Below are 21373 nucleotides of genomic sequence, written 5' to 3' on the forward strand. Positions count from 1 at the left end.
AAGGTACAACTTTTTCTTTAGTTATGCTACAAATTCCGCAGGAATTCTGTGAGGTTGGCTTTTGACTCCAAATCTAACTTCTGTCGAATGCGGTAGCGGGCTATCTCTACACCACGGATGGAAATATTGAGCAGCGGCGCAATCTCTTTCGACATCAGGTTCATACGGATGTAGGCGCAAAGCATTTTTTCTTTGTGCGACAGCTGTGGATAGCGCTCTCCAAGGGTCTTCAGAAAGTGATGATGCACATTGTCGAACGAGTTGCGGAAGGCTTCCAGGTCGTCGTCGTGCTCGATATTCGTATCAATCTGTCCGATCAGTCGCACCACACGCCGTTTGATGGCTGGCAGATTCTCCTCGCTCAGTCCGTTGTTGATGCTCACGGCAGTCTTCTTAATCTCCTGCAGCATCTCGTTCTTACGTACCACATTCATGCGCGAACGTACCAGTTCGTCCTGGCGGGCGCGCAGTTCTATCTGCAGCTTCTCTTCCTCCAGATTCTCAATCTGTTCGTCTTTCTCTTTAATCAGTTGCTGCCTGCTCTTCATGATGCGATGATACAGTGCATAGATGGCTGCCATGATACTGATGATATAAAGGGCATAGGCCCACCAGGAGCGATACCAGGGTGGCAGGATGGTAAACTCAAAACTGTTTTCGTTGCCAATGCTGCCGTCGGGATTAATCACTTTGACGTGGAACGTGTAGTGCCCCTCGGTCAGGTTGGTATATTCCTTGACGTGCCGACGGGTGTATGGGCTCCAGTCTTGTTCGCCAGAGCCTTCGAGCCAGTAGCTGAACCGCACGGCTTGCGAAGGGTCGTAGCTGTTGGCACTGTATTCAAAGCGTATGGAGTTATTCCTCCAACTGATGTGTGGCTGTTCGGCTTTATAGTAGAGTGTGTCGGCGTTATTGCCAATGATGATACGACGTATGTAGGGCTGGATGGCGCGTGTGCTGTCCTGTGCCTGTTGGGTGTAGAGTAGGGCAAAGCCGTCTTCGGTGCCTATCACGGCTTGCTGTCGGTTGGTATAGCTCACGCTCTCGAAGTCCTCCATCAAACAGTTGTTCAGATAGCTGCGGTGCCACTTGCCGTTGCTCACATGCATGGCACCATCGGTGGCATACCAGATATGTCCGTCGGGCGTCTGAGAGATATAGTTGTAGGCGGTATGCCCCTCTAACTGTTCCTCGAGCGATGTGTGGCGTACCAGCTGGTCGTGGCTGGCATCATAGCGGAACAAACCTTGTCGGCTGGCTATCACCATCTCACCATTCACCTTGGCAATAAAAACATTGTCGCCCTTGGGCAGCGTGGCTGAGTTGTAACATTTCTTACTGACAACGTTCTGCAGATTGGGCGAGAGCACCAGTCGGTAAAGGCCTTTCTCCTTATTGGCCACCCACACAGCATTGGTAATATCTTCTATGTATAGCGTCTTGGCCGAGATTCCGGCACCCTTCACCTCTTCGGCCATGTGCCAGCCTTGTGATGAGCGACGCATGAGGCGCAGGCCCCAATACGAACTGGTTAACAGCACATCGGGATGGCCTGCCAATGGGCGTACGGCCCACACACCGCGGTTGTCGTAGTGGGTGATGTGCTGGTCGTTGATGCTGAGAAAGAACTGGCGCCCGCCGCAGAAGAGCTGACCACCGATGGTGTCGAGGCACAGTACCTGACTACCAGTGCCCTCAATGAATCTTATCTTTCCATCGGTCATGGCATAAAGTCCTTGATTGGTACCCAGGTAGAGTTGGCCCTGATAGCTCACACTGCAGTTGCCGCTACCGATGGGCGACTGGCGACTGTTGAGAAAGCGGAGTGGCGACCATAGCTGAACGCAGTCGAGACCATTGTCGAGTGCCAGCCATAGATTCTTGTCGGCATCGAAGGTGGCCGAGAGCACGGTTTTGTTTTGCAGGCCGTTGTTGGTTGACAGGCGTTCCACCTTATGCTGGTTCATATCAATCAGTATCACCCCGTCCTGCATGGTTCCTAAGGCCAGCGTTGATCCCGACAATGCAGCGCACGATAGTTGCAGGTTGTTGATATCGGTAGCAATGGCGAAAGGTCGTAGTTGATGGTGACTGTAGGTAAACAGTCCCTTGTGGCTTGTCACAATCAGCAACTGCTGTTGCCAGGGGAGTATGGCCACGATGTCGGACGTTTTGCGGATGTCGATGCCTGGCAGTGGTACGAACCTTTTGCCCACAAGCACCGAGAGCTCTTTGTAAGAGGTGACGTAAAGTCGGTTGTACACCACAGCCGAGTAGTGTACGCCAGGACGGCAGTCGAGCCGCATCTTATCATTGTTGATATAAAAGGCCTCATCGCTCTGAAAAAATATGTCGTTGCCAATGCGGTGGATATGCCAGATGTTTACACGCTCTTTCTGGTTGGTCTTTCCTGATAGATTCTGGTATATCATTTTTCCTTTGGCATTACGGATGTATCTGCCGAACTGTCCTAAGGCACCCACATAAATGGTGTCGCCTACAGGCAGCACCGAACGCACCTTGGTGTTGCCCGGTAGGGGGTAGGTGGTCCAGTTGGTGCCATCGTATTCCAGCAGACCGTTGTTGTTGGCAAAGTACATCCATCCTTCAGGACTCTGACCTATCTGCCAGTTCTGGTTGCCCGACTGGTAAGATTGGCGCGAATAGTTAACCACAGCCCGCTGCCAAGGCGTCTGGGCCATCACTGGTATTGCAACGAAGGCAATGAGTGCTAATAACCATTTCATCATACCTATCATATTTTTCGGCAAAGATAAGCATAATTATTGAATCGTGCAATAATATATGAGAAAATAATGATGGGAGCTGATGTAGTGATTCGCTTTTGTAACAGCTTGATTCATAGTTGAATAGGGTTTCGCTGAGAAACAGATGATGTAGCGCTTTTGCTGGTTTGTAGTAATCAAGATGTGGCCGAAAGTTTGTGGCGAGTGCAGATAAGACGTAATTTTGCGCCATCAATTTTTTTATTATCAAACTAAATACCTGTTTTTATATGAGAAAAAAAACATTGTCAACAAGAAGCGTACAGCTGCTACTGGTGAGCTGTATGTTGTTACTCATGGGAGTAGGTGCTTGGGCACAAAACCCCCAGACTATCAAAGGCACCGTGCTGGATAAGAACACGCACGAGCCGATGATAGGTGTAAGTGTGCTGGTGCAAGGAACATCGAATGGTACCGTTACCGATTTCGATGGCCATTTTACACTGTCGGGTGTAAAAGCCAGTGCCACCATCCAGTTTTCGTTTATCGGTTACAAGAGTCAGTCGTTACCGGTAGCCAAGATTCATGGTGAGATTCTGATGAGCGAAGACGACAAGACGCTGAGTGAGATTGTGGTTGTGGGCTATGGCACGCAGAAGAAGGTGAATCTCTCGGGAGCTGTGTCGGCTGTCGATGGCGAGAAACTGGCTGCTAAACCATCAAGTAATGTGCTGGATGCCATGCAGGGCGAACTGCCTGGTGTGGCTGTGCTGCGTAGCAGTGGTGAGCCAGGTAACGAGACCAGTGGCATGCGTATTCGTGGTTTCTCATCGGTCAACTCTACCTCAACACTCGTGCTGATAGATGGTGTAGAGGGCGACTTGTCGCTGCTCAATGCTGATGATATCGAGAGCATCTCGGTGCTGAAAGATGCCTCGGCCTGTGCCATCTATGGTGCCCGTGCTGCTGCAGGCGTGGTGCTGGTTACCACTAAGAATGGTGGTGAGGGCAAACCCAAAATCAGCTATAGCGGTTATTATGCCACCAACCTGCCTGGTAACATGCCTGAGCGCCTGACTGCCTGGGAAGAGCAGGAGTGGATCAACATCGGTCGCCAGAATCAGGGTGGTAAACCTGAGTGGAACCCAGAGCAGTCGAGCTGGGTGGGCAACCGCAATTTTAACTATCGTCCTAACAACACCAATGGTCGCTGGGATCAGTTCTCGGCCACTAACTGGGTGGACGAGGGTACGCGTAATCACTCCGACCAGACCAATCACAGCATCTCGGTGTCGGGTGGTTCAAAGAATATCAACTACCTGATTTCGGGCAACTACTTCTATAAGAATGGTATGCTGAAGTATGGTAAAAACGATAATACCCGTGTGAACCTGCATGCCAAGGTGAATGCCGAACTGAATAAGTACATTGCCGTGGGTGTGAACATGCAGTACCAGTCGAAGAAAAACAACGCGCCTTCGGCGGGTGCAGGTGCTATTCTGAATAACCTGTATGGCTCGCGTGCCCGACAGCTGGTGTACAACCCAACCGACGACGTGAACTACGATGTGAACCCCTATAACGGCGACCTGCAGTTCAACCCCATCCAGGTGATGAAGGAGGGCGGACAGTCGGAAACACTTTATGAAACCTTTATTGGTAAGGGCGACCTGACGATTAAAAACCTGGTGAAGGGGCTGCGCATCAACCTGAATGCCAGTCGCCGTGCTGGCTATTATACCGGTCGTACCGAGCGCCATTATCTGGTATGGTATGGCATGACTGGCAATAATGTTCGTCAGACTTATAATAATCCCAACTCGCTGTATCGTATCAAAAACAACGATTTCCACGATCTGTTTGAGGCTACCGTGAACTACGAGTTCGACGTGAAGCGTCATAACTTCAAACTGTTGGCTGGTGCTTCGTATGAGAACTACCGCAAGGACGAGTTCTCGGCTACCGCCAAGAACATGAACTCTAACGATTTCTATTCGTTCAACTATTACGACACAGCCGAGGCTACCAACACCACGCTGGGGGATAACATCGCCCCATGGTCGATGATGTCATACTTCGGTCGTCTGAACTACAACTATGCCGATCGCTATCTGTTCGAGGCCAACATCCGTTACGATGGTTCATCGCGCCTGGCTCCAGAGAAGCGTTGGAAGGCTTTCCCATCAGTATCGGCTGCCTGGCGTATCAGTCAGGAAGAGTGGTTCAAACTCGACTGGGTGAGCAACCTGAAACTGCGTGCCTCGTGGGGACAACTTGGTAACGGTGCCATCCTGGGGCTCTACGATTATATCCCTACCATCGCTCAAAGCACGGTGTATATGGGTGAGAAGTCGTATTATCAGAGTCAGCTGGCCTCGAAGGATAAGACTTGGGAGACCATCGAGACCACTAACGTGGGTATCGACTTAGGTTTGCTGAATGGCCGATTGAACGCTTCTTTCGATTATTATTGGAAGTACAACAACGACATGTTGTCGAAACTGCAGCTGCCACACACCATCGGTATCGGCATTCCTAATGTGAATGTTGGTAAGCTGAAGACATGGGGATGGGAGTTCGAAGTGAAGTGGAACGACCGTATTGGCGACTTCAGCTATCAGGTGGCATTCAATATCTCTGACGCTCAGAACAAGTTGATGGAATACGACGGTGCCGATGTGATTTATGCCGGAACAGTAGGATTGCTCGAAGGCTATGCCATGAACACCATCTGGGGATACAGAACCGATGGCTACTGGAACAGTCTTGATGAGTACAAACAGTACAAGCAGGACCATCCTGGCTACAAGTCGTTCAGCGATGGTAAGGTGAATGGTGGTGATGTGCGCTATCTTGCGCTGCCTGATAAGGATGGTAACATAGGTCATCAGGTAGGTGCTGGCGATGGAACCAAGGAAAACCACGGCGACCTGGTATATCTGGGCGATGCCAACGGACGTTATCTCTACGGCCTGAACCTCTCGGCTCAGTGGAAAGGTTTCGACCTCTCGATGATGTTCCAGGGCGTGGGCAAACGCAAACTACTGATAGATACCGAAGCCATCGCCCCCTTTGGGCGCACCTACCAGATGCCTTGGACCATCCATCGCGACTATTGGACTGAGGATAATCAGCAGGCAGCATGGCCACGTCTTTACAACTATAATGGCGATATGTTCAATTTTCAGCCATCAGATAAGTGGGTGCAGAATGCAGCTTATCTGCGACTGAAGAACATCACACTGGGCTATACCATCCCCATATCTAAGCGTTATATCCAGAAACTGCGCGTCTATATCAGCGGTAATGATGTATGGGAGAAGTCGGACATCCTGAAGGTGTTCGATCCAGAGTCGGGCAACAATGTGGGACGTAACTACTACCCCTTCTTCCGTACCTGGGCTTTTGGCGTAAACGTGACTTTGTAAGAATTGAAGAGTTGAAGAATTGAAGAATTGAAGAGTTGAAAAATTGTAATATGAAAAAGAATATATTCAAATCAATAAGTGCTGTGGCTATGGCTTGTGGAGCCATGATGCTGATCAGCTGCGAGTTGGACCGCCTGCCAGAAACAACACTTGCCGATAATACCTTCTGGCAGAGTGAGACCGACCTGCGTGGTGCTTGTAATAAACTATATGTGGATTTGCCTGGTTTCGACCACGACCGTCGTGCCGACGATATTATCGGCACAGCAGCCAATGGCACATCGAGCGGCAACTGGAGTCTGCCTTCGACATCAGGCGACTGGACCAACCCTTATAATAAGATAGGTATCTGTAATAACATCATCACCAAGGGCAGTCAGGCGCCTTTGAGCGATGCCCAGAAGAACCGCTGGATAGCCGAGGCTTACTTCTTCCGTGCTTTCCACTTCTTCGATCTGGTAAAGAAATATGGCGATGTGCCTCTGATACTGAAGGCTTTCGACTCTACTGGCGATCCAGATATCAAGATGCCACGCACACCCCGCGAAGAGGTTATCCAACAGTGCTATAGCGACTTGAAGTTTGCCGAGGAGTGGTTGCCCGAGATTGATGCCGTGAGCAGTGATGCCGATTGGGGGCGCGTATCGAAGTCGGCTGCACGTGGCTTGATGATGCGTATTGGCCTCTACGAGGGTACATTTGCTAAGTATCATGGTTTGACCAGCGACCCGAAAGCACATCTCAAGGTGGCAGTAGATGCTGCTGAGCGTATCATCAATAGCGGGAAGCATGCGCTTTATCCCGATTATCAGAAACTGTTCTACTTTGATGGCGAAGGCCGTCAAAACAAGGAGAACGTGTTTGTAAAGGTGTATGGTCCTAATGGTGCCGGTGCCACCATCATGCATGGTAACTCGCGACAGTTGGAGAATGGCGTGAGCATTACCCGTCAGACCATCGACCAGTATCTTTATACCGATGGTCTGCCTCGCGAGAAGAGCGCCCTGGCGATGATACCTGAGACCCGCTACGACGATGTGTTCGAAAACCGCGATCCACGTCTGGCTATGACTATCTATCATAAGGACGAGGAGGCCTACAAAGGCGGCTATACCCCGTTCAGCAATCAGCATGGCAATGGCTATGGCATCAAGAAGGGCTTTATGCTCGATGAGTGGACCACCAACAGCAAGGAAACGGTTGATAAGATGATAATCCGTTATGCCGAGGTGCTGCTGTCGTATGCCGAGGCGCTGTATGAGTTGAATGGCAGCATCACCGACCAGCAGTTGAACCAGACGGTGAATGCCGTACGTGCCCGTAGTGGCTTTGAGGCTAAACTCACCAATGACTTTGCCAAGCAGAATGGTTTGAACATCCTGGATGAGATTCGTCGTGAGCGCCTGGTAGAGTTTATCGACGAAGGTCTGCGCTACAACGATATCATCCGCTGGAAGATAGCCGAAAAGGTGCTGCCAGTAACCATGCTCGGACTGAAGTATCATGAAGACGACACCAGTGCCCAGCGCGAGGACTTGCAGAGCAGGCTGACCACCGAGGGCGGCATGTATAAGGGCCAGAAAGTGTGCGATCAGGCCGATATCTATGTGATAGAGGAGGCAGGAACACGCTCGTTTGATACCGGCAGAGACTATTATTACCCGATACCAACCTATGAGATTGCTACATCCGAAGGCAATGTGGTACAGAATCCCGGCTGGTAAACAATAAAAACAAACTCAAAAGAAGCTTATTTATGAAAAAGATATATCATATAATTGCTTGTGCCTTGTGCACAATGATCATGGGCATGTCGCTCTCAAGCTGTAGCGATGATGCCTGGGGAAACGATAATCCCGAAACAGAGAATGTGTTCTACTTCGGCTTTGAAGACTGGGGCCGACTGAACAATGGTGTGGGCTATACCGTAGCTCAGGGACAGACGGTAGAGATACCTGTTCAGTTCTGGTGTGCGGGCTCGCGTGCTTTCGATGCTGAGGCTTTTTATTATGTAGATAGCTCCCTGACGCTGGGCACCGACTTCCTGATTGTTGATGCTGATGGCCATCAACTGCAGCAGGACGCCAAAGGTGCTTTCGCCATGACATGGCAGCTTACGGGCACGGATACAACCAACAACCATCGTGTGCAGCACATCTACCTGAAGGCGCTTAACGTTGCCAAGGGCGATGTAACGATCACTACTTTCGACCCGAAGGATGTAGATGCCGATGGTAAGGTGAGAATCTCGAATGGCTCGACCGATGGCGTGATCTATACGCCTAACAACATCAATAGTCAGTACGAGGTACATTGCTTAACACAAAACTACAAGGTGAAAGTAACTATTCAGTAATTGCTTGGTATGATAAAGAATAGGTTAGTTGTATTCATACAGTTGGTTTTGTTAGTTGCCGAGGCAGGTGCGCAGTCTATTTGGGACAGCGCGCACCTGGCCCAGGTGAAATCCTGCCTGGAGCAGCCGGCCTATGCTACGGCCTATCACCAGCTGATAAGGAGTGCCGACAGGCTGATGACTGCCGAACCTGTGTCGGTGATGATGAAGGAGAAAGCAGCTGTGAGTGGCAATAAACACGATTATCTGAGTTTGTCGCGCTACTATTGGCCTGATCCCAACGAACCGGATGGATTGCCTTATGTGGTGCGTGATGGCGAGTCGAATCCCGAACTCGAACATTATGATCGTCCCAAACTGGCCGAGATGGCTGGACGTGTAACCACCCTGGCGCTGGCATGGTACTTCAGTAACGACGAGCGCTATGCCCAGAAAGCTACCGAGCAGTTGCGGGCGTGGTTTATCAATAAGCACACCCGTATGAATCCTCATCTGAACTATGCCCAAACCATCCCAGGTAAGTTTGGCGGTATGGGGCGCTGCTATGGGGTGATTGATGGCTACTCTTTTGTAGAGATGCTGGATGCGGTGCAATTGTTAGAGCATTCAAAAGCGTTTACGGTCAACGATTCTAAAAGCATGAAGCGCTGGTTTGCCCAGTTCTTGAATTGGATACTGACCAGTAAGCAAGGTGTAGAGGAAGGGCAGCAGTTGAATAATCATTCTACGGCGCGCGATGTTCAGGTGATAGCCTATGCCAGATATGTGGATAATCAAAAGGTATTGAAACAGTATCTGAGTGAATTCTTTACCAAGCGGATGGTGGCGCAGATAGAACCTGATGGCAAACAGCCCCGTGAACTGCGTCGCACGTTGGCTTTCGGCTATTCGCAGTATAACCTGAGTCATATCATCGATGTGTTTCAGATAGCACGCGCCGCATCGTTCAGCATGCAGCCCGAAGCGCTTCCGCTGCTAGAGAAAGCTGCCGACTTCCTGGCCAAGTATTTAGGGAAGAAGGTGCAGGAGTGGCCTTATCAGCAGATTAGCGAGTGGGACTATAAGCAGAACCTGTTTGCCAAAGACCTGTATCGCTTGTATCTGTTGGATACGAAACGCTCTGATTATCTGCGTTTGGCGCAGCAGCATGTGGTGAAGCATTTTGCCGATAGGTTCTTCCTGTTGTATTATCGGCCAGGAAACATTGATCATGCCTTTGCAGCTGCCGACACACAGTTGCGCTACCTGCTGGAGAATACCGAGGCTGCTCGACAGCATGCGACCGACAAAAGTAAGATGATGCCACGCTGTGTGGAGAAAGACGGCTCTTTGCGTCTGGTTGGCATGCGCGACTGGTGCTCGGGCTTTTTCCCTGGCTCGCTATGGCAGATGTATGAGTACTCGAAAGATGATTTCTGGCGTGAAAAGGCAGCAGAGAACACGTGGCTGATTGAGAACGTGAAGTATCATGGCGGTACGCACGATCTGGGATTTATGATGTATAATTCGTTTGGTCAGGCTTATCGCTTGACTGGCGATCAGGCCTATCGTGATGTGGTGATCCAGTCGGCTAAGACACTTGCCACGCGTTTCAACGAGCGGGTGGGGTGTATCCGCAGCTGGAGTTGGGGCACGCCCGACCGTTGGCAGTTTGCTGTGATTATCGACAATATGATTAATCTGGAACTGCTGTTCGAGGCGTCGCGACTCACCAACGACCGGCGCTATTACGACATGGCAGTGAGTCATGCCAATACCACACTGCGAAATCATTTCCGTGAGGACGGCTCGTCGTATCACGTGGTTGACTATAATCCCGAGAATGGTAAGGTCATCAAGCGTATCACCCATCAGGGACTGTTCGATGAGTCGGTGTGGAGTCGTGGTCAGGCGTGGGGGTTGTATGGGTTCACCATGTGCTATCGATATACCCATGATGAGGCGTATCTGCGCCAAGCTCAGAAAATTGCCCGTTTCTTCTTTGGACAGCAGCAGATGCCGACCGACCTGATACCTTATTGGGATATGCGCGATCCTGCCATTCCCAATGCTCCTCGCGACGCATCGGCGGCAGCTGTCTTTGCATCGGGACTCTATGAACTGGCCACTTACTCTGATGCTCAACAGGCTCAGCAATATCGGCGTATCGCTGATAAAATCATCTCGTCTTTGTTGTCAGGATATCGGTCTGAACCTAATACCATGCAAGGCTTCCTGCTTCTACATTCTACAGGCAACTATCCTGCCAAAGATGAGATTGATGTGCCTATTAACTATGCCGATTATTATTTCCTGGAGGCGCTGCACCGCTCGGGCTGGCAGACGGCTGACTGGCCGACGAGGAGCCTGAACGATGGTTGGACATTCGAGGGAACACCCGTTAACCTGCCACATACGTGGAATGTCGATGCCTATACGGTGAAGGACTACCAAAAGGGTACTTTTACTTACGAGAGGCAACTGATGTGGGAGCGAAACGACCATGAAACGTGGCTGAAGATAGATGCGGCCTTTAAACATGCCGAGGTGCTGGTTAACGGACATACCGTTGGCCAGCACGTGGGCGGTTATACGGCGTTTGCCTTTAACCTCACGCCTTATCTGCACGAAGGTGCTAATACGCTACAGGTAAAAGTTGGTAATCAGGATGAGACCATTGCCCCCATCTCGGCTGACTTTACCTTTATGGGCGGCATCTACCGTGATGTGTGGCTGGTAGAGAAGGCACCACAGCATTTTGAACTGTTGGATGGCGTGAACGTGACTGCCGACACTTGTCAGGTGACTGTTGACTGTAGGGTGGTTGGGGCTGCCGACTGTGAGGTGACGACCAGATTGCTGGATGCCGAAGGACATCTGCTATCGGAAAGTAGAAAACAGGCGGCAGATAGTATCCGCCTGGAATTACCCCTGCCCAAGCAGCCTCGACTGTGGTCGCCCGAAACACCTTACTTATATAAGGTGGTCACCACACTTCAACGTGGTGACGGTAAGGAGGTTTTCGATCGCGTGGAGCGTTATGTAGGTATCCGTTGGTATGCTTTCGATGCCCAGCGGGGATTTCTGCTGAATGGCCAGCCCTATAAACTACATGGTGTTTGTATTCACCAGGACCAGAAACCTTTCGGTATCGCACTCGATGACGACCAGCATCGTCGCGACTTCCGACTGATGAAGGAGATGGGCGTGAACTTTGTGCGCCTGGCACATTATCCGCAGGATGAGGCCCTGTTGGAGATGTGCGACCGCGAGGGTATGCTGGTATGGGAGGAGATTCCTGTGGTGGATATCGTACCCGAAGGCGATGCCTTTGCCAAGAATTGCGAATGTCAGTTGCGTGAGATGATTCGTCAGCATAAGCACCATACCTCTGTGATTCTCTGGGGCTATATGAATGAAATCCTGTTGCAGACGCAACGCCGTTATCAGGGGGCACAACTGGATGCTACCATTCAGCGCACACTGCAATTGGCACGTCGCCTGGAGGATATCGTTCGTGAAGAAGACCCGACACGTGTGAGCGTGATGGCATTTCATGGTAGCAACGATTATAATAAGGTGGGCTTGAGTGATATCCCCCAGGTGGTGGGTTGGAACCTTTATCAGGGTTGGTATGGTTCGGATATGCATGATTTTGAGCGCTTCCTGGATCGCCAGCATCGTCAGCAGCCGTCGCATCCTATCATCGTGAGCGAGTATGGTGCAGGCAGCGACCGCCGACTGCATCAGCCTGTCAATGCCGTGGCGTTCGACTTCTCGATGGAATACCAGCAGCGTTACGCCGAGCATTACCTGCCTGTGATAGAACAAACACCCTATGTTTGTGGCGCTGCTTATTGGAACTTCATCGATTTTGCTTCGGCCAATCGTGATGAGTCGATGCCCCGCATTAACAATAAAGGTCTGGTAACCAACGACCGTAAGCCTAAGGACATTTATTATTTCTTCCAAGCCTCATGGTTGCCGAAACCGGTGGTTCACATTGCCACACGCGACTGGTCTGAACGTACTTCGTTTGAGTGCGTGATGCCTGTGAAAGTCTATTCAAACCAGTCGGAAGTAGAGCTGATACATAATGGCCGCTCGTTAGGCAGAAAGAAGGTTGAGAACCATCAGACCGTGTTTGATGTGGCTTTTGCCTGTGGCAGGAATACATTGCATGCCGTTGCTGACGGTGTGGAGGATATGACCATCGTAAATTATGCACAGCCTTCTGGCGAGATAGCTGTGAATGTGGGGAGTAACTGCTATTTCCAGTCGGATGCCTCTGCACTTACTTGGTTGCCCGACCAGCCCTATAGCGAGGGTGGCTGGGGATATATTGGCGGTAAGGCCGTTCAAACGCAGACGGAGATACAGCTAACGGCCGATGGACCGCTCTACCAGACCATGCGCGAGAATATGGAGGCTTATTGCTTTGACGTGCCGACTGGACGGTATGAGGTTGAACTGTTGCTGGTAGAACCTCGCAAGTCCCAATCGTCGAGTGCTTATCTGTTAGGCCGACAGGATGCACGAGGTGGTGGTGTGGCTACACGACGCAGACTTTTTGTGAATCATACCGGTAGCCGTCTGGTGATTCCTATGGCATCGGTTACTGCTTTGTCGGGTATTAAAATAAGGAGATTATAATATGTTGAAACATTCTTTTCGATTCATACTTGCGGCCTGTGTGCTGGCGACTTCTGCCAGCGCGCAGGTTAAACTTTGTGTTGATGCCGGTTGGCAGTTTGCACGCCAGGATGCGGCTCATGCGTGGCAGTCGGTAAACCTGCCTCATTGCTATAATGCCCTCGATGGGGTGAACCCTGATGTGAAATATTATCAGGGCGCGGGCTGGTATCGTACCACGTTACAGGTTGCGAATCCGTATCCTGGAGGGTATACGCTACTGGAGTTTGAAGGCGCAGGACAGAAAACCGAGGTGTATGTGGATACGATGCTGGTTGGCACACATGTGGGTGGCTACGACCGTTGGACGGTTGATATCACACGTTATGGCAATGGCCGACTGCCTGTGGTGGTGCGCTGCGATAACAGTCGCGATGTGCAGATGATACCTTCGGACCTCTCAGATTTCTGTCTTTATGGTGGCCTCTATCGTCACGTCAATCTGTTGTATATGCCCAAGCAGTATATCGAAGATGTACGTATCGATGTGTGTGGAAACCAGGTGGTCATCGATCAGCAGTACCCACTCCAGGTAGAAATCATGGCGCCTGATGGCAAACGCGTGTTTAAGGGTACCAACCGTCGACCGATTACCATTAGGAAGCCTGTGCTTTGGGATGTGGATCATCCCCAACTCTATACGGCTCGCATCCGTTATGGTGAGCAGCAGATAGAGAAACATTTTGGATTGCGTACATTCGAGTTTAAAACGCATGGACCGTTCTATCTCAATGGTCGCCGTTTGTTGCTCAATGGTACCCACCGCCATGAAGACCATGCCGGGGTAGGGGCTGCCATGACCGACGAGCAGATTCGTCGTGAGATGCAACAAATCAAGGATATGGGGGCAAACTTTATCCGTTTGGGACATTATCAGCAGAATGATCTGGTGCTACAGTTGTGCGACTCGCTGGGCTTACTGGTATGGGAAGAGATTCCCTGGTGCCGAGGCGGAGTGGGGGGCGAGCGCTATCAGGCACAGGCGCATCGCATGCTGACCAATATGATTCAGCAACATCGCCATCACCCTTCGGTGATTCTCTGGGGCTTAGGTAATGAGAACGACTGGCCGGGCGATTTCGGGACGAAGGTGGACACCCTGGGCATCCGACGGTTGATGACTTCGCTGAATACCTTGGCGCATCAGTTGGATGCTAATCGCCTCACTACCATTCGGCGCTGTGATTTCTGTGCCGACATCGTGGATGTATATTCGCCTTCCATCTGGGCCGGTTGGTATGCACGTAGGTTTACCGATTATCGCGAGATGGAACAGACGGCTATCAACCGTTTTCCGCGTTTCTTACATGCCGAATGGGGCGGTGACAGTCATGCTGGGCGCCATGCAGAAAGCGGATTTGACATAGAAGCTGGCGACAGAAATGGCGATTGGTCGGAGAGTTATATGGTGCGATTATTTGACTGGCATCTGAAAGAACAGGCACAGATGCCCAACCTGACGGGGTCGGCTTTCTGGACTTTTAAGGACTTTTGTACCCCCTTGCGCCCCAATAACCCGATACCCTATGTAAATCAGAAGGGCGTTTGCCAGCGCGATGGCACACCTAAGGAGAGCTATTATGTGTTTCAGAGTTATTGGTCGAAAAAACCGATGCTGCATATCTATGGACATACCTGGCCTATCCGCTGGGGCAATGAGGGCGAACAGAAAGAGGTGCTGGTATATTCTAACGAACCCGAGGTGGAACTCTTTGTCAACGGCGTTTCGTATGGTAAGAAACAGCGCTCTTTGACCGATTATCCCGCACAGGGTTTTCATTGGATGGTGCCGTTTGTGGCTGGGAAGAATCACATCCGTGCGGTGTCGGGGCGCCTGACTGATGAGATCACATGCGACTACCAAACGGCCAAATGGGGCGCACCTGCACAGATTAAACTGACCTGTCAGGATGGTTTGGTGACAGCGCAGATATGCGACCAAGATGGGGTGCCTTGTTTGGATTCAAAGGATTGGGTGGAGTTTTCGATGGTTGGCGATGGTTTGATGCATCAGAACGAAGGTACCAACACTGGTTCTTATCGCATCCAAGCTGCCAATGGCAGAGCTGCCATTCGTGTGGATATCAAGGGCAAAATGATAGTTTCTGCAAGGTTATCTCATACTTCTTCGATAGTAAAACAACTTGTTTTGTGCTCTAAAACAATACATTTTACAAGGTAAAACAATAGATTTTAGATAGCAAAACAAGTTGTTTTGTTGTGAAAGATGATAAGAAAAAGAGAGTGATGGTTTGAAATTACCTATCACTCTCGTATCTTATTGATACAAAAAACTACATGTAACCTAACCAACGAAGAATGTCGTTGAGGTTGGCAAATACCATCAGTAGGATGAGCAATCCAAAACCGAAATATTCGGCACGGATCATGAAAGTCTCTGATGGCTTTCTGCGGGTAATCATCTCATAAAACAGGAACAGCACATGTCCACCGTCCAATGCTGGGATGGGCAGGATGTTCATGAAGGCGAGGATGATGCTCAGGAAGGCAGTCATCTTCCAGAACAGATACCAATCCCATACGGGTGGGAACAGACTACCGATAGCTCCGAAACCGCCAATCGACTTTGCACCGTCAGCTGTAAACACATATTTCATGTCGCCTACATAACCCTTCAGCACATTCAAACCATAGGCAATACCTGCGGGGAAACTCTCAAAGAAACCATACTCCTTGGTAACGGGCTTGTAGAGACCGGCGATGGTCTGCACAAAGAAACCAAGCTTCAGGTCGGGTGTCAGGGTGATGGTGGCTGTGTCCTGTGCTTCGCCGCGAGCGAAGATGATGGTTGCGGTGCGAATCTTCAAGCTGTCGGCCTGTGACTTGGCATCGGTCATCATATCCTCGAGCACACCGAGCTGGTCGATAAACTCATTATAGCTATCCACGGGCTTGCCGTTGATGCCCACAATCTGATCACCTTTTTTGAGTCCAATCTGTGCGGCAGGTGAATTGTCGGCGACGCTATCTACAGTAGCAGGAATCAAGGGGCGTACAAACGATGGTTCTGCCTTAAGCATGCCCAACAGGTTGATGTCTCCTGGCAGACTGATGCTCATCTCCTTGCCATCACGGATGATGTCGGCACGGGTAGCCTCACTCAGGGCACGGTACATATCAGCAGAAAAGTCCTTGAACTCGCCGTTCTCGGTACCTACCAGAATATCACCATCCTTAAAGCCATACTGCTTGGCTTCGGTGTTGAACTTCATACCCAGGGTCATGTTCTTGGTGGGGATATAGGTGTCGCCCCAGTAGAACAGAATCATTGAATAGATGAAGAGAGCCAACAGGAAGTTGACCAGCACACCACCAATCATCACCAACAGGCGCTGCCAGGCGGGTTTGCTGCGGAACTCCCAAGGTTGGGCGGGTTGTTTCATCTGTTCGGTATCAAAACTCTCATCAATCATTCCGGCAATCTTACAGTAGCCGCCCAGGGGCAACCAGCCCACACCATACTGCGTGTCGCTGTTCTTGGGCTTGAACTTAAACAGACTGCCGTCCCACTTCCAGATGGAGGGGTCGAAGAAGAGATAGAACTTCTCTACACGGATGCCAAAGAGCTTGGCAAAGAAGAAGTGGCCACCCTCATGGAGCAGCACCAGCAGGCCAATGGCCAGCATGAATTGTAAAAGTCTAATTAAAAATATTTCCATTTCAATGTTCAATATTCAATGTTCAACGTCCCATCAACTCTGTCGCGATACGACGAGCCTCGGCATCTGTCTGGATGTAGGTGTCGTAGCTGGGGTTCTTATCGAAGGTGGCACGCTGCATGGTCTCGGCGATGATGTCGCCCATCTGCAGGAAACCGCACTTGTCCTCCAGGAATCCACGGTTCACAATCTCGTTGGCAGCATTCACGATACAGGGCATGTTACCACCCTTGTCGATAGCCTCGAAAGCCAATGCCAGGCAACGGAACTTCTCCAAGTCGGGCTCGAAGAACTCCAAATGCTGGGCCTTGAACAGGTCGAGACGCTCACCACTCAGGTGCAGGCGCTGGGGGAACGAGAAGGCGTACTGGATAGGCAGGCGCATATCGGGCACACCCAACTGGGCCTTCACCGAACCGTCCTGGAACTGAACGGCACTGTGCACAATGCTCTGGGGGTGAACCAATACCTGAATCTGTTTGGCATCAACACCAAACAGCCACTTGGCCTCAATCACCTCAAATCCCTTGTTCATCATCGACGCTGAGTCGATGGTGATCTTGGCACCCATATCCCATGTGGGGTGGCGCAGGGCATCGGCCTTGGTCACGTGGGCTATCTCCTCCATCGACTTCAGACGGAATGGACCGCCAGAAGCTGTCAGCAGAATTTTTTCAATCGGGTTCTGATCCTCGCCAACCAGACTCTGGAAGATGGCAGAGTGCTCACTGTCAACAGGCAGGATAGGGGTGTGGTACTGCTGGGCCAACTGCAGAATGAGCTCACCGGCAACAACCAGTGTCTCCTTGTTGGCCAGACAGATGGTCTTACCAGCTTTGATGGCGTGGATGGTGGGGTTCAAACCAGAGAAACCTACCATCGCTGTCAGCACCATATTGATGGGACCAGCTTCTACTATCTCGTTGAGTGCCTGTGCACCGGCATATACTTTTACGTCGGGCATATCACTCATCAGCGACTTCAGTTCGTCGTAACGTGCCTCGTTGGCTATCACGATAGCAGCTGGCTTGAACTTATGAGCCTGTTCGGCCAACAGTTCTACCTTATTATTAGCAGTCAGGCAATAGACCTCGTAAAGGTCGCTATGCTCCTCGATCACTTCGAGTGCCTGAGTTCCTATCGACCCCGTAGAGCCGAGAATAGCTATTTGTTTCTTCATAATTCTAAAATGCCTTCCGGCAGTTTTACTATTATTTGTTGTTTCTTTGTATCTACTTGGGTAATCAACTCTTCTGAAGCAGGAATCAGTTTGCCGTCTTCCAGTTCAAAGAGGATATTGATGGTGGCATCATCAACCGAAGCAATTCTGCCTGCGGTCTTACCGGTGTTGGCATCCACCAACTCAAAGCCCACAATGGCTGCCCACGATAACTGCTCGTTTTCATCCTCGGCCATCTCACGGGGGAAATAAACCTCGCAGCCGGTCAACTCTCGAGCGCGCTCCTGAGTATCGATGCCTTCAAACTTCATCAGCGCATTATCGTCGGTCTTAAAACGGTACTCCTCTATAAAGAAAGGTACAAGGATACCATCCATATCGAGCACCAGGTAGTCGGCATCGGTACGGTCGAATACGTCGTCGTCGAAGAGAAAGCTGATCTCTCCCTTCACGCCGTGCGCCTTGCCCAGCTTACCTATCTTATATACTTCTTCTTGTCTAATCACTTCTCACTTCTCGTTATTTTCGCGCCGAGGGCGTTCAGACGGGCTTCGATATTCTCGTAGCCACGGTCTATCTGTTCAATATTGTCGATACGACTAGTACCGTTAGCGCTCATGGCTGCTATCAGCAGGGCGATGCCGGCACGGATATCAGGACTCGACATGCGACCACCGCGAAGGGTGATCTTACGGTCGTGACCCACCACCACTGCACGGTGCGGGTCACAGAGGATAATCTGAGCACCCATGTCGATAAGTTTGTCAACAAAGAACAATCTGCTCTCGAACATCTTCTGATGGAACAGTACACTGCCGCGAGCCTGGGTGGCTACTACTATCAGCACACTCAGCAGGTCGGGGGTGAGACCTGGCCAAGGAGCATCGGCAAGTGTCATGATGGTACCATCGATAAACGACTGTATCTCATAGTGCTTCTGGCGTGGTACCCATAGGTCATCGCCTTCAACCTTGATTTTCACACCCAGGCGACGGAAGGCATCGGGGATGATACCCAGATTCTCTACACTTACATTTTTGATGCGCACGCCATCACCACACATGGCAGCCATGCCAATAAACGAGCCTACCTCGATCATATCGGGCAGAATCTGATGGTCGGTGCCATGCAAGCGCTCCACACCTTCGATGGTGAGCAGGTTGGATGCGATACCGCTGATACGGGCACCCATGCTGTTCAGCATCTTACAGAGCTGCTGCAGATAGGGCTCGCAGGCTGCATTATAGATAGTAGTAGTGCCTTTGGCAAACACGGCTGCCATGATGATATTGGCAGTACCCGTCACCGAAGCTTCGTCGAGCAACATATATGAGCCCTTCAACTCCTTAGCCGAAATCTCAAAGACGTCACGACCTTCCACACGGTTGAAGGTGGCACCTAACTTCTGGAAGCCCAGGAAATGGGTGTCCAGACGGCGACGACCAATTTTATCACCACCTGGTTTGGTGATGACTGCCTTTCCCATGCGGGCCAGCAGCGGACCGATCATCATCACACTGCCACGCAGTTCTGCACATTTCTTGACGAACTCGTCGCTCTGCAAGTAGTCGAGGTTCAGATCATCAGCCTTAAAGGAATAGGCATTCTCCCCTCCTTGGGAGGGGATGGGGGAGGTCTGTACACCAATATCACGCAGCAGCTGGATGAGGTTGTTGACATCACGTATATTGGGAATATTGCGGATAATCACCTCTTCCTCTGTCAACAATGAAGCACAGATAACCTGCAGGGCTTCGTTCTTGGCACCCTGTGGGGTGATAGTTCCTTGCAGCAGATGGCCGCCTTCGATGATAAATGATGCCATATAGGTTACTTCTTTTTCTTCTTTTTCTCGTCTGTCTGAGACACCTTCTCAAATCTGAAGGCGTTCAGATCTATCTGGATAACACCGTCGGTAAAGCGAGCCAGGTCGCTGGCCACGCGCTCGTCGTCCATCGAACCATGTCCGAACAGGGCCAGGTCGCGCTTCATCTGATTGGCGGTATATCTCACCAACACATCACGCTCTTCGCCTTCTGGCATGGTCTTCAACTTTTTGAACAGCTCCTCTACCAGTCTGCCGTAGTGGCGCAGATGTACACCGTCCTTGGGCAACTTCATGGGCTGGGGCTTGGCCAAAATCTTGTCGGCTTCGCTGATGTCGAAAGGCCAGTCAATCTCCAACTCTCTATGACTCATCAGATACAGATGGTTCCAGAGGGTCTGCTCATAGTCGTCGTTCTCCCTCAACTGAGGGTTCTTGGTCTCCATCAGCTTCACGATGGTCTGAGCACACTGCAGTCGCTCCTGTTTGGTAGGCAACTCGCAAGCCACTTCAATCATCTTTTGGATCTCGCGTCCGTATTCCGACATCACCAGCTTCTCGCGCTGTGTGTTGTAATCTAATCCTTTTATATCCATAAAATGTTCAATGTTCAATCTTCAGCGTTCAATCTTCAACGTTCAATCTTCAATAAGTCCTTCGGTTTCTTGGCCACAAAGTCCTTCAGATAGTAAGGCACAAAGTAAGCCACGTCCTCGGTCTGATCGTTCAGCAGACGTTTCTCTGCCAATGGCTGCATCCACTTGGCGAGTGGTTCGATGCCCTCTATCAGGTGGGCATTGGGGTGATTAATGGTTTCCATGCATTTCTTGGCACCATTGCCGAAGAAATACACAGGGCGTTCGTCCAGATATTCCTTGTAGGTCTCTGCAGTCACCACGTCGGCACCTATCTCACGAACAGGTTTCAAAGCTCTGTCGTAGATACCGGCATACACCTCCATACGGCGTGCGTCGAGCATAGGGCAGAGCAGGGCGTTCTCTTCTGGTATCTCTCTCAATAGTACTGGTACGCATAACAGTTCCAAAGTAGGAACAGCTATCAACTTCAGGTTGCGACCATAGCAGATTCCTTTTGCCATCGATACACCAATACGCAGTCCTGTATAAGAACCAGGACCGCAACTCACTGCCACCGCATCAAACGGAATGGCATGATTATCGGTGAACGAGAGTGCCTCGTCAACCATGGTACCAAGACTTTCAGCGTGATTAGGACCGCTATGATCCTCCTGCTGGAAGATGACGTGCGAATCCTCCGAAACAGCTACGGAACAAACATCCGTGCTGGTTTCAATATGTAATATCGTTGACATACTTTTTTAAAATCGTATTTTAATAAAGTGCAAAGGTACGCATTTTTTTATCAACCGCCACCTTTTTATCAGAAATTAACGAATCAACCCTCAAAATGACGTGAGTTAACTCAAAAAGACTTTTGAATTAGCTCAGAAAGACTTTTGAGTTAACTCACGGTTTTTGGGAGCAGG

Annotated in this window: 12 protein-coding genes; 5 read left to right on the forward strand and 7 right to left on the reverse strand. The window is 50.5% G+C overall.

Annotated features, from left to right (window positions below; genetic code table 11):
* Nucleotides 1-26: 26 nt before the first annotated feature.
* Nucleotides 27-2750 (reverse strand): triple tyrosine motif-containing protein, encoded by a 2724-nt coding sequence (locus T360_RS0102430; RefSeq protein ID WP_197019254.1) that lies wholly within the window; start codon nucleotides 2748-2750, stop codon nucleotides 27-29.
* Nucleotides 2751-3031: 281 nt separating this feature from the next.
* Here T360_RS0102430 and T360_RS0102435 point away from each other — a divergent pair, with 281 nt between their 5' ends.
* Genes T360_RS0102435 through T360_RS14460 form a run of 5 tightly spaced genes read left to right on the forward strand, consistent with a single transcriptional unit; the run spans nucleotide 3032 to nucleotide 15363 of the window.
* A complete protein-coding gene (locus T360_RS0102435; protein ID WP_369793477.1) occupies nucleotides 3032-6154 on the forward strand; it encodes a SusC/RagA family TonB-linked outer membrane protein in 3123 nt (1040 codons plus the stop codon).
* A 50-nt stretch (nucleotides 6155-6204) separates the two neighbouring features.
* A complete protein-coding gene (locus tag T360_RS0102440) occupies nucleotides 6205-7878 on the forward strand; it encodes a RagB/SusD family nutrient uptake outer membrane protein (protein ID WP_028911386.1) in 1674 nt (557 codons plus the stop codon).
* A 32-nt stretch (nucleotides 7879-7910) separates the two neighbouring features.
* Entirely contained in the window at nucleotides 7911-8510 is a 600-nt protein-coding gene (locus tag T360_RS0102445; protein WP_155949355.1) for a hypothetical protein, read from the forward strand.
* Nucleotides 8511-8519: 9 nt separating this feature from the next.
* On the forward strand, nucleotides 8520-13142 hold the full coding sequence (locus T360_RS16690) for an alginate lyase family protein (RefSeq protein ID WP_081772659.1): 4623 nt from the start codon (nucleotides 8520-8522) through the stop codon (nucleotides 13140-13142).
* Nucleotide 13143: 1 nt separating this feature from the next.
* Nucleotides 13144-15363, forward strand: coding sequence for a glycoside hydrolase family 2 protein (locus tag T360_RS14460; protein ID WP_081772660.1), 2220 nt, complete (start codon nucleotides 13144-13146; stop codon nucleotides 15361-15363).
* Nucleotides 15364-15475: 112 nt separating this feature from the next.
* Here the strand turns inward: T360_RS14460 and rseP are convergent, their stop codons facing one another.
* The 6 genes from rseP to tsaB are packed head-to-tail and all read right to left on the reverse strand — an operon-like array spanning nucleotide 15476 to nucleotide 21199.
* Nucleotides 15476-16861 carry an RIP metalloprotease RseP gene (rseP, locus tag T360_RS0102465; RefSeq protein ID WP_028911388.1) on the reverse strand — a complete coding sequence of 462 codons (1386 nt, stop codon included), beginning with the start codon at nucleotides 16859-16861 and terminating at the stop codon, nucleotides 15476-15478.
* 22 nt (nucleotides 16862-16883) lie between these two features.
* A complete protein-coding gene (locus T360_RS0102470) occupies nucleotides 16884-18041 on the reverse strand; it encodes a 1-deoxy-D-xylulose-5-phosphate reductoisomerase (protein ID WP_028911389.1) in 1158 nt (385 codons plus the stop codon).
* A complete protein-coding gene (gene rimM / locus T360_RS0102475; protein ID WP_028911390.1) occupies nucleotides 18038-18547 on the reverse strand; it encodes a ribosome maturation factor RimM in 510 nt (169 codons plus the stop codon). The genes T360_RS0102470 and rimM overlap by 4 nt, the downstream gene beginning before the upstream one ends.
* Nucleotides 18544-19866: a UDP-N-acetylglucosamine 1-carboxyvinyltransferase gene (gene murA / locus T360_RS0102480; protein ID WP_028911391.1), complete on the reverse strand. Its 1323-nt coding sequence runs from the start codon at nucleotides 19864-19866 to the stop codon at nucleotides 18544-18546. Before murA ends, rimM begins: the two co-directional genes overlap by 4 nt.
* A 5-nt stretch (nucleotides 19867-19871) precedes the next feature.
* The gene (locus T360_RS0102485) at nucleotides 19872-20462 is read right to left on the reverse strand and encodes a DUF4290 domain-containing protein (RefSeq protein ID WP_028911392.1); all 591 of its coding nucleotides are present in this window, start codon (nucleotides 20460-20462) and stop codon (nucleotides 19872-19874) included.
* A gap of 35 nt (nucleotides 20463-20497) precedes the next feature.
* Nucleotides 20498-21199 carry a tRNA (adenosine(37)-N6)-threonylcarbamoyltransferase complex dimerization subunit type 1 TsaB gene (gene tsaB / locus T360_RS0102490; protein ID WP_028911393.1) on the reverse strand — a complete coding sequence of 234 codons (702 nt, stop codon included), beginning with the start codon at nucleotides 21197-21199 and terminating at the stop codon, nucleotides 20498-20500.
* Nucleotides 21200-21373 lie beyond the last annotated feature (174 nt).

This window comes from Prevotella sp. MA2016 (assembly GCF_000619825.1).
In the GTDB taxonomy this organism is placed as follows: domain Bacteria; phylum Bacteroidota; class Bacteroidia; order Bacteroidales; family Bacteroidaceae; genus Prevotella.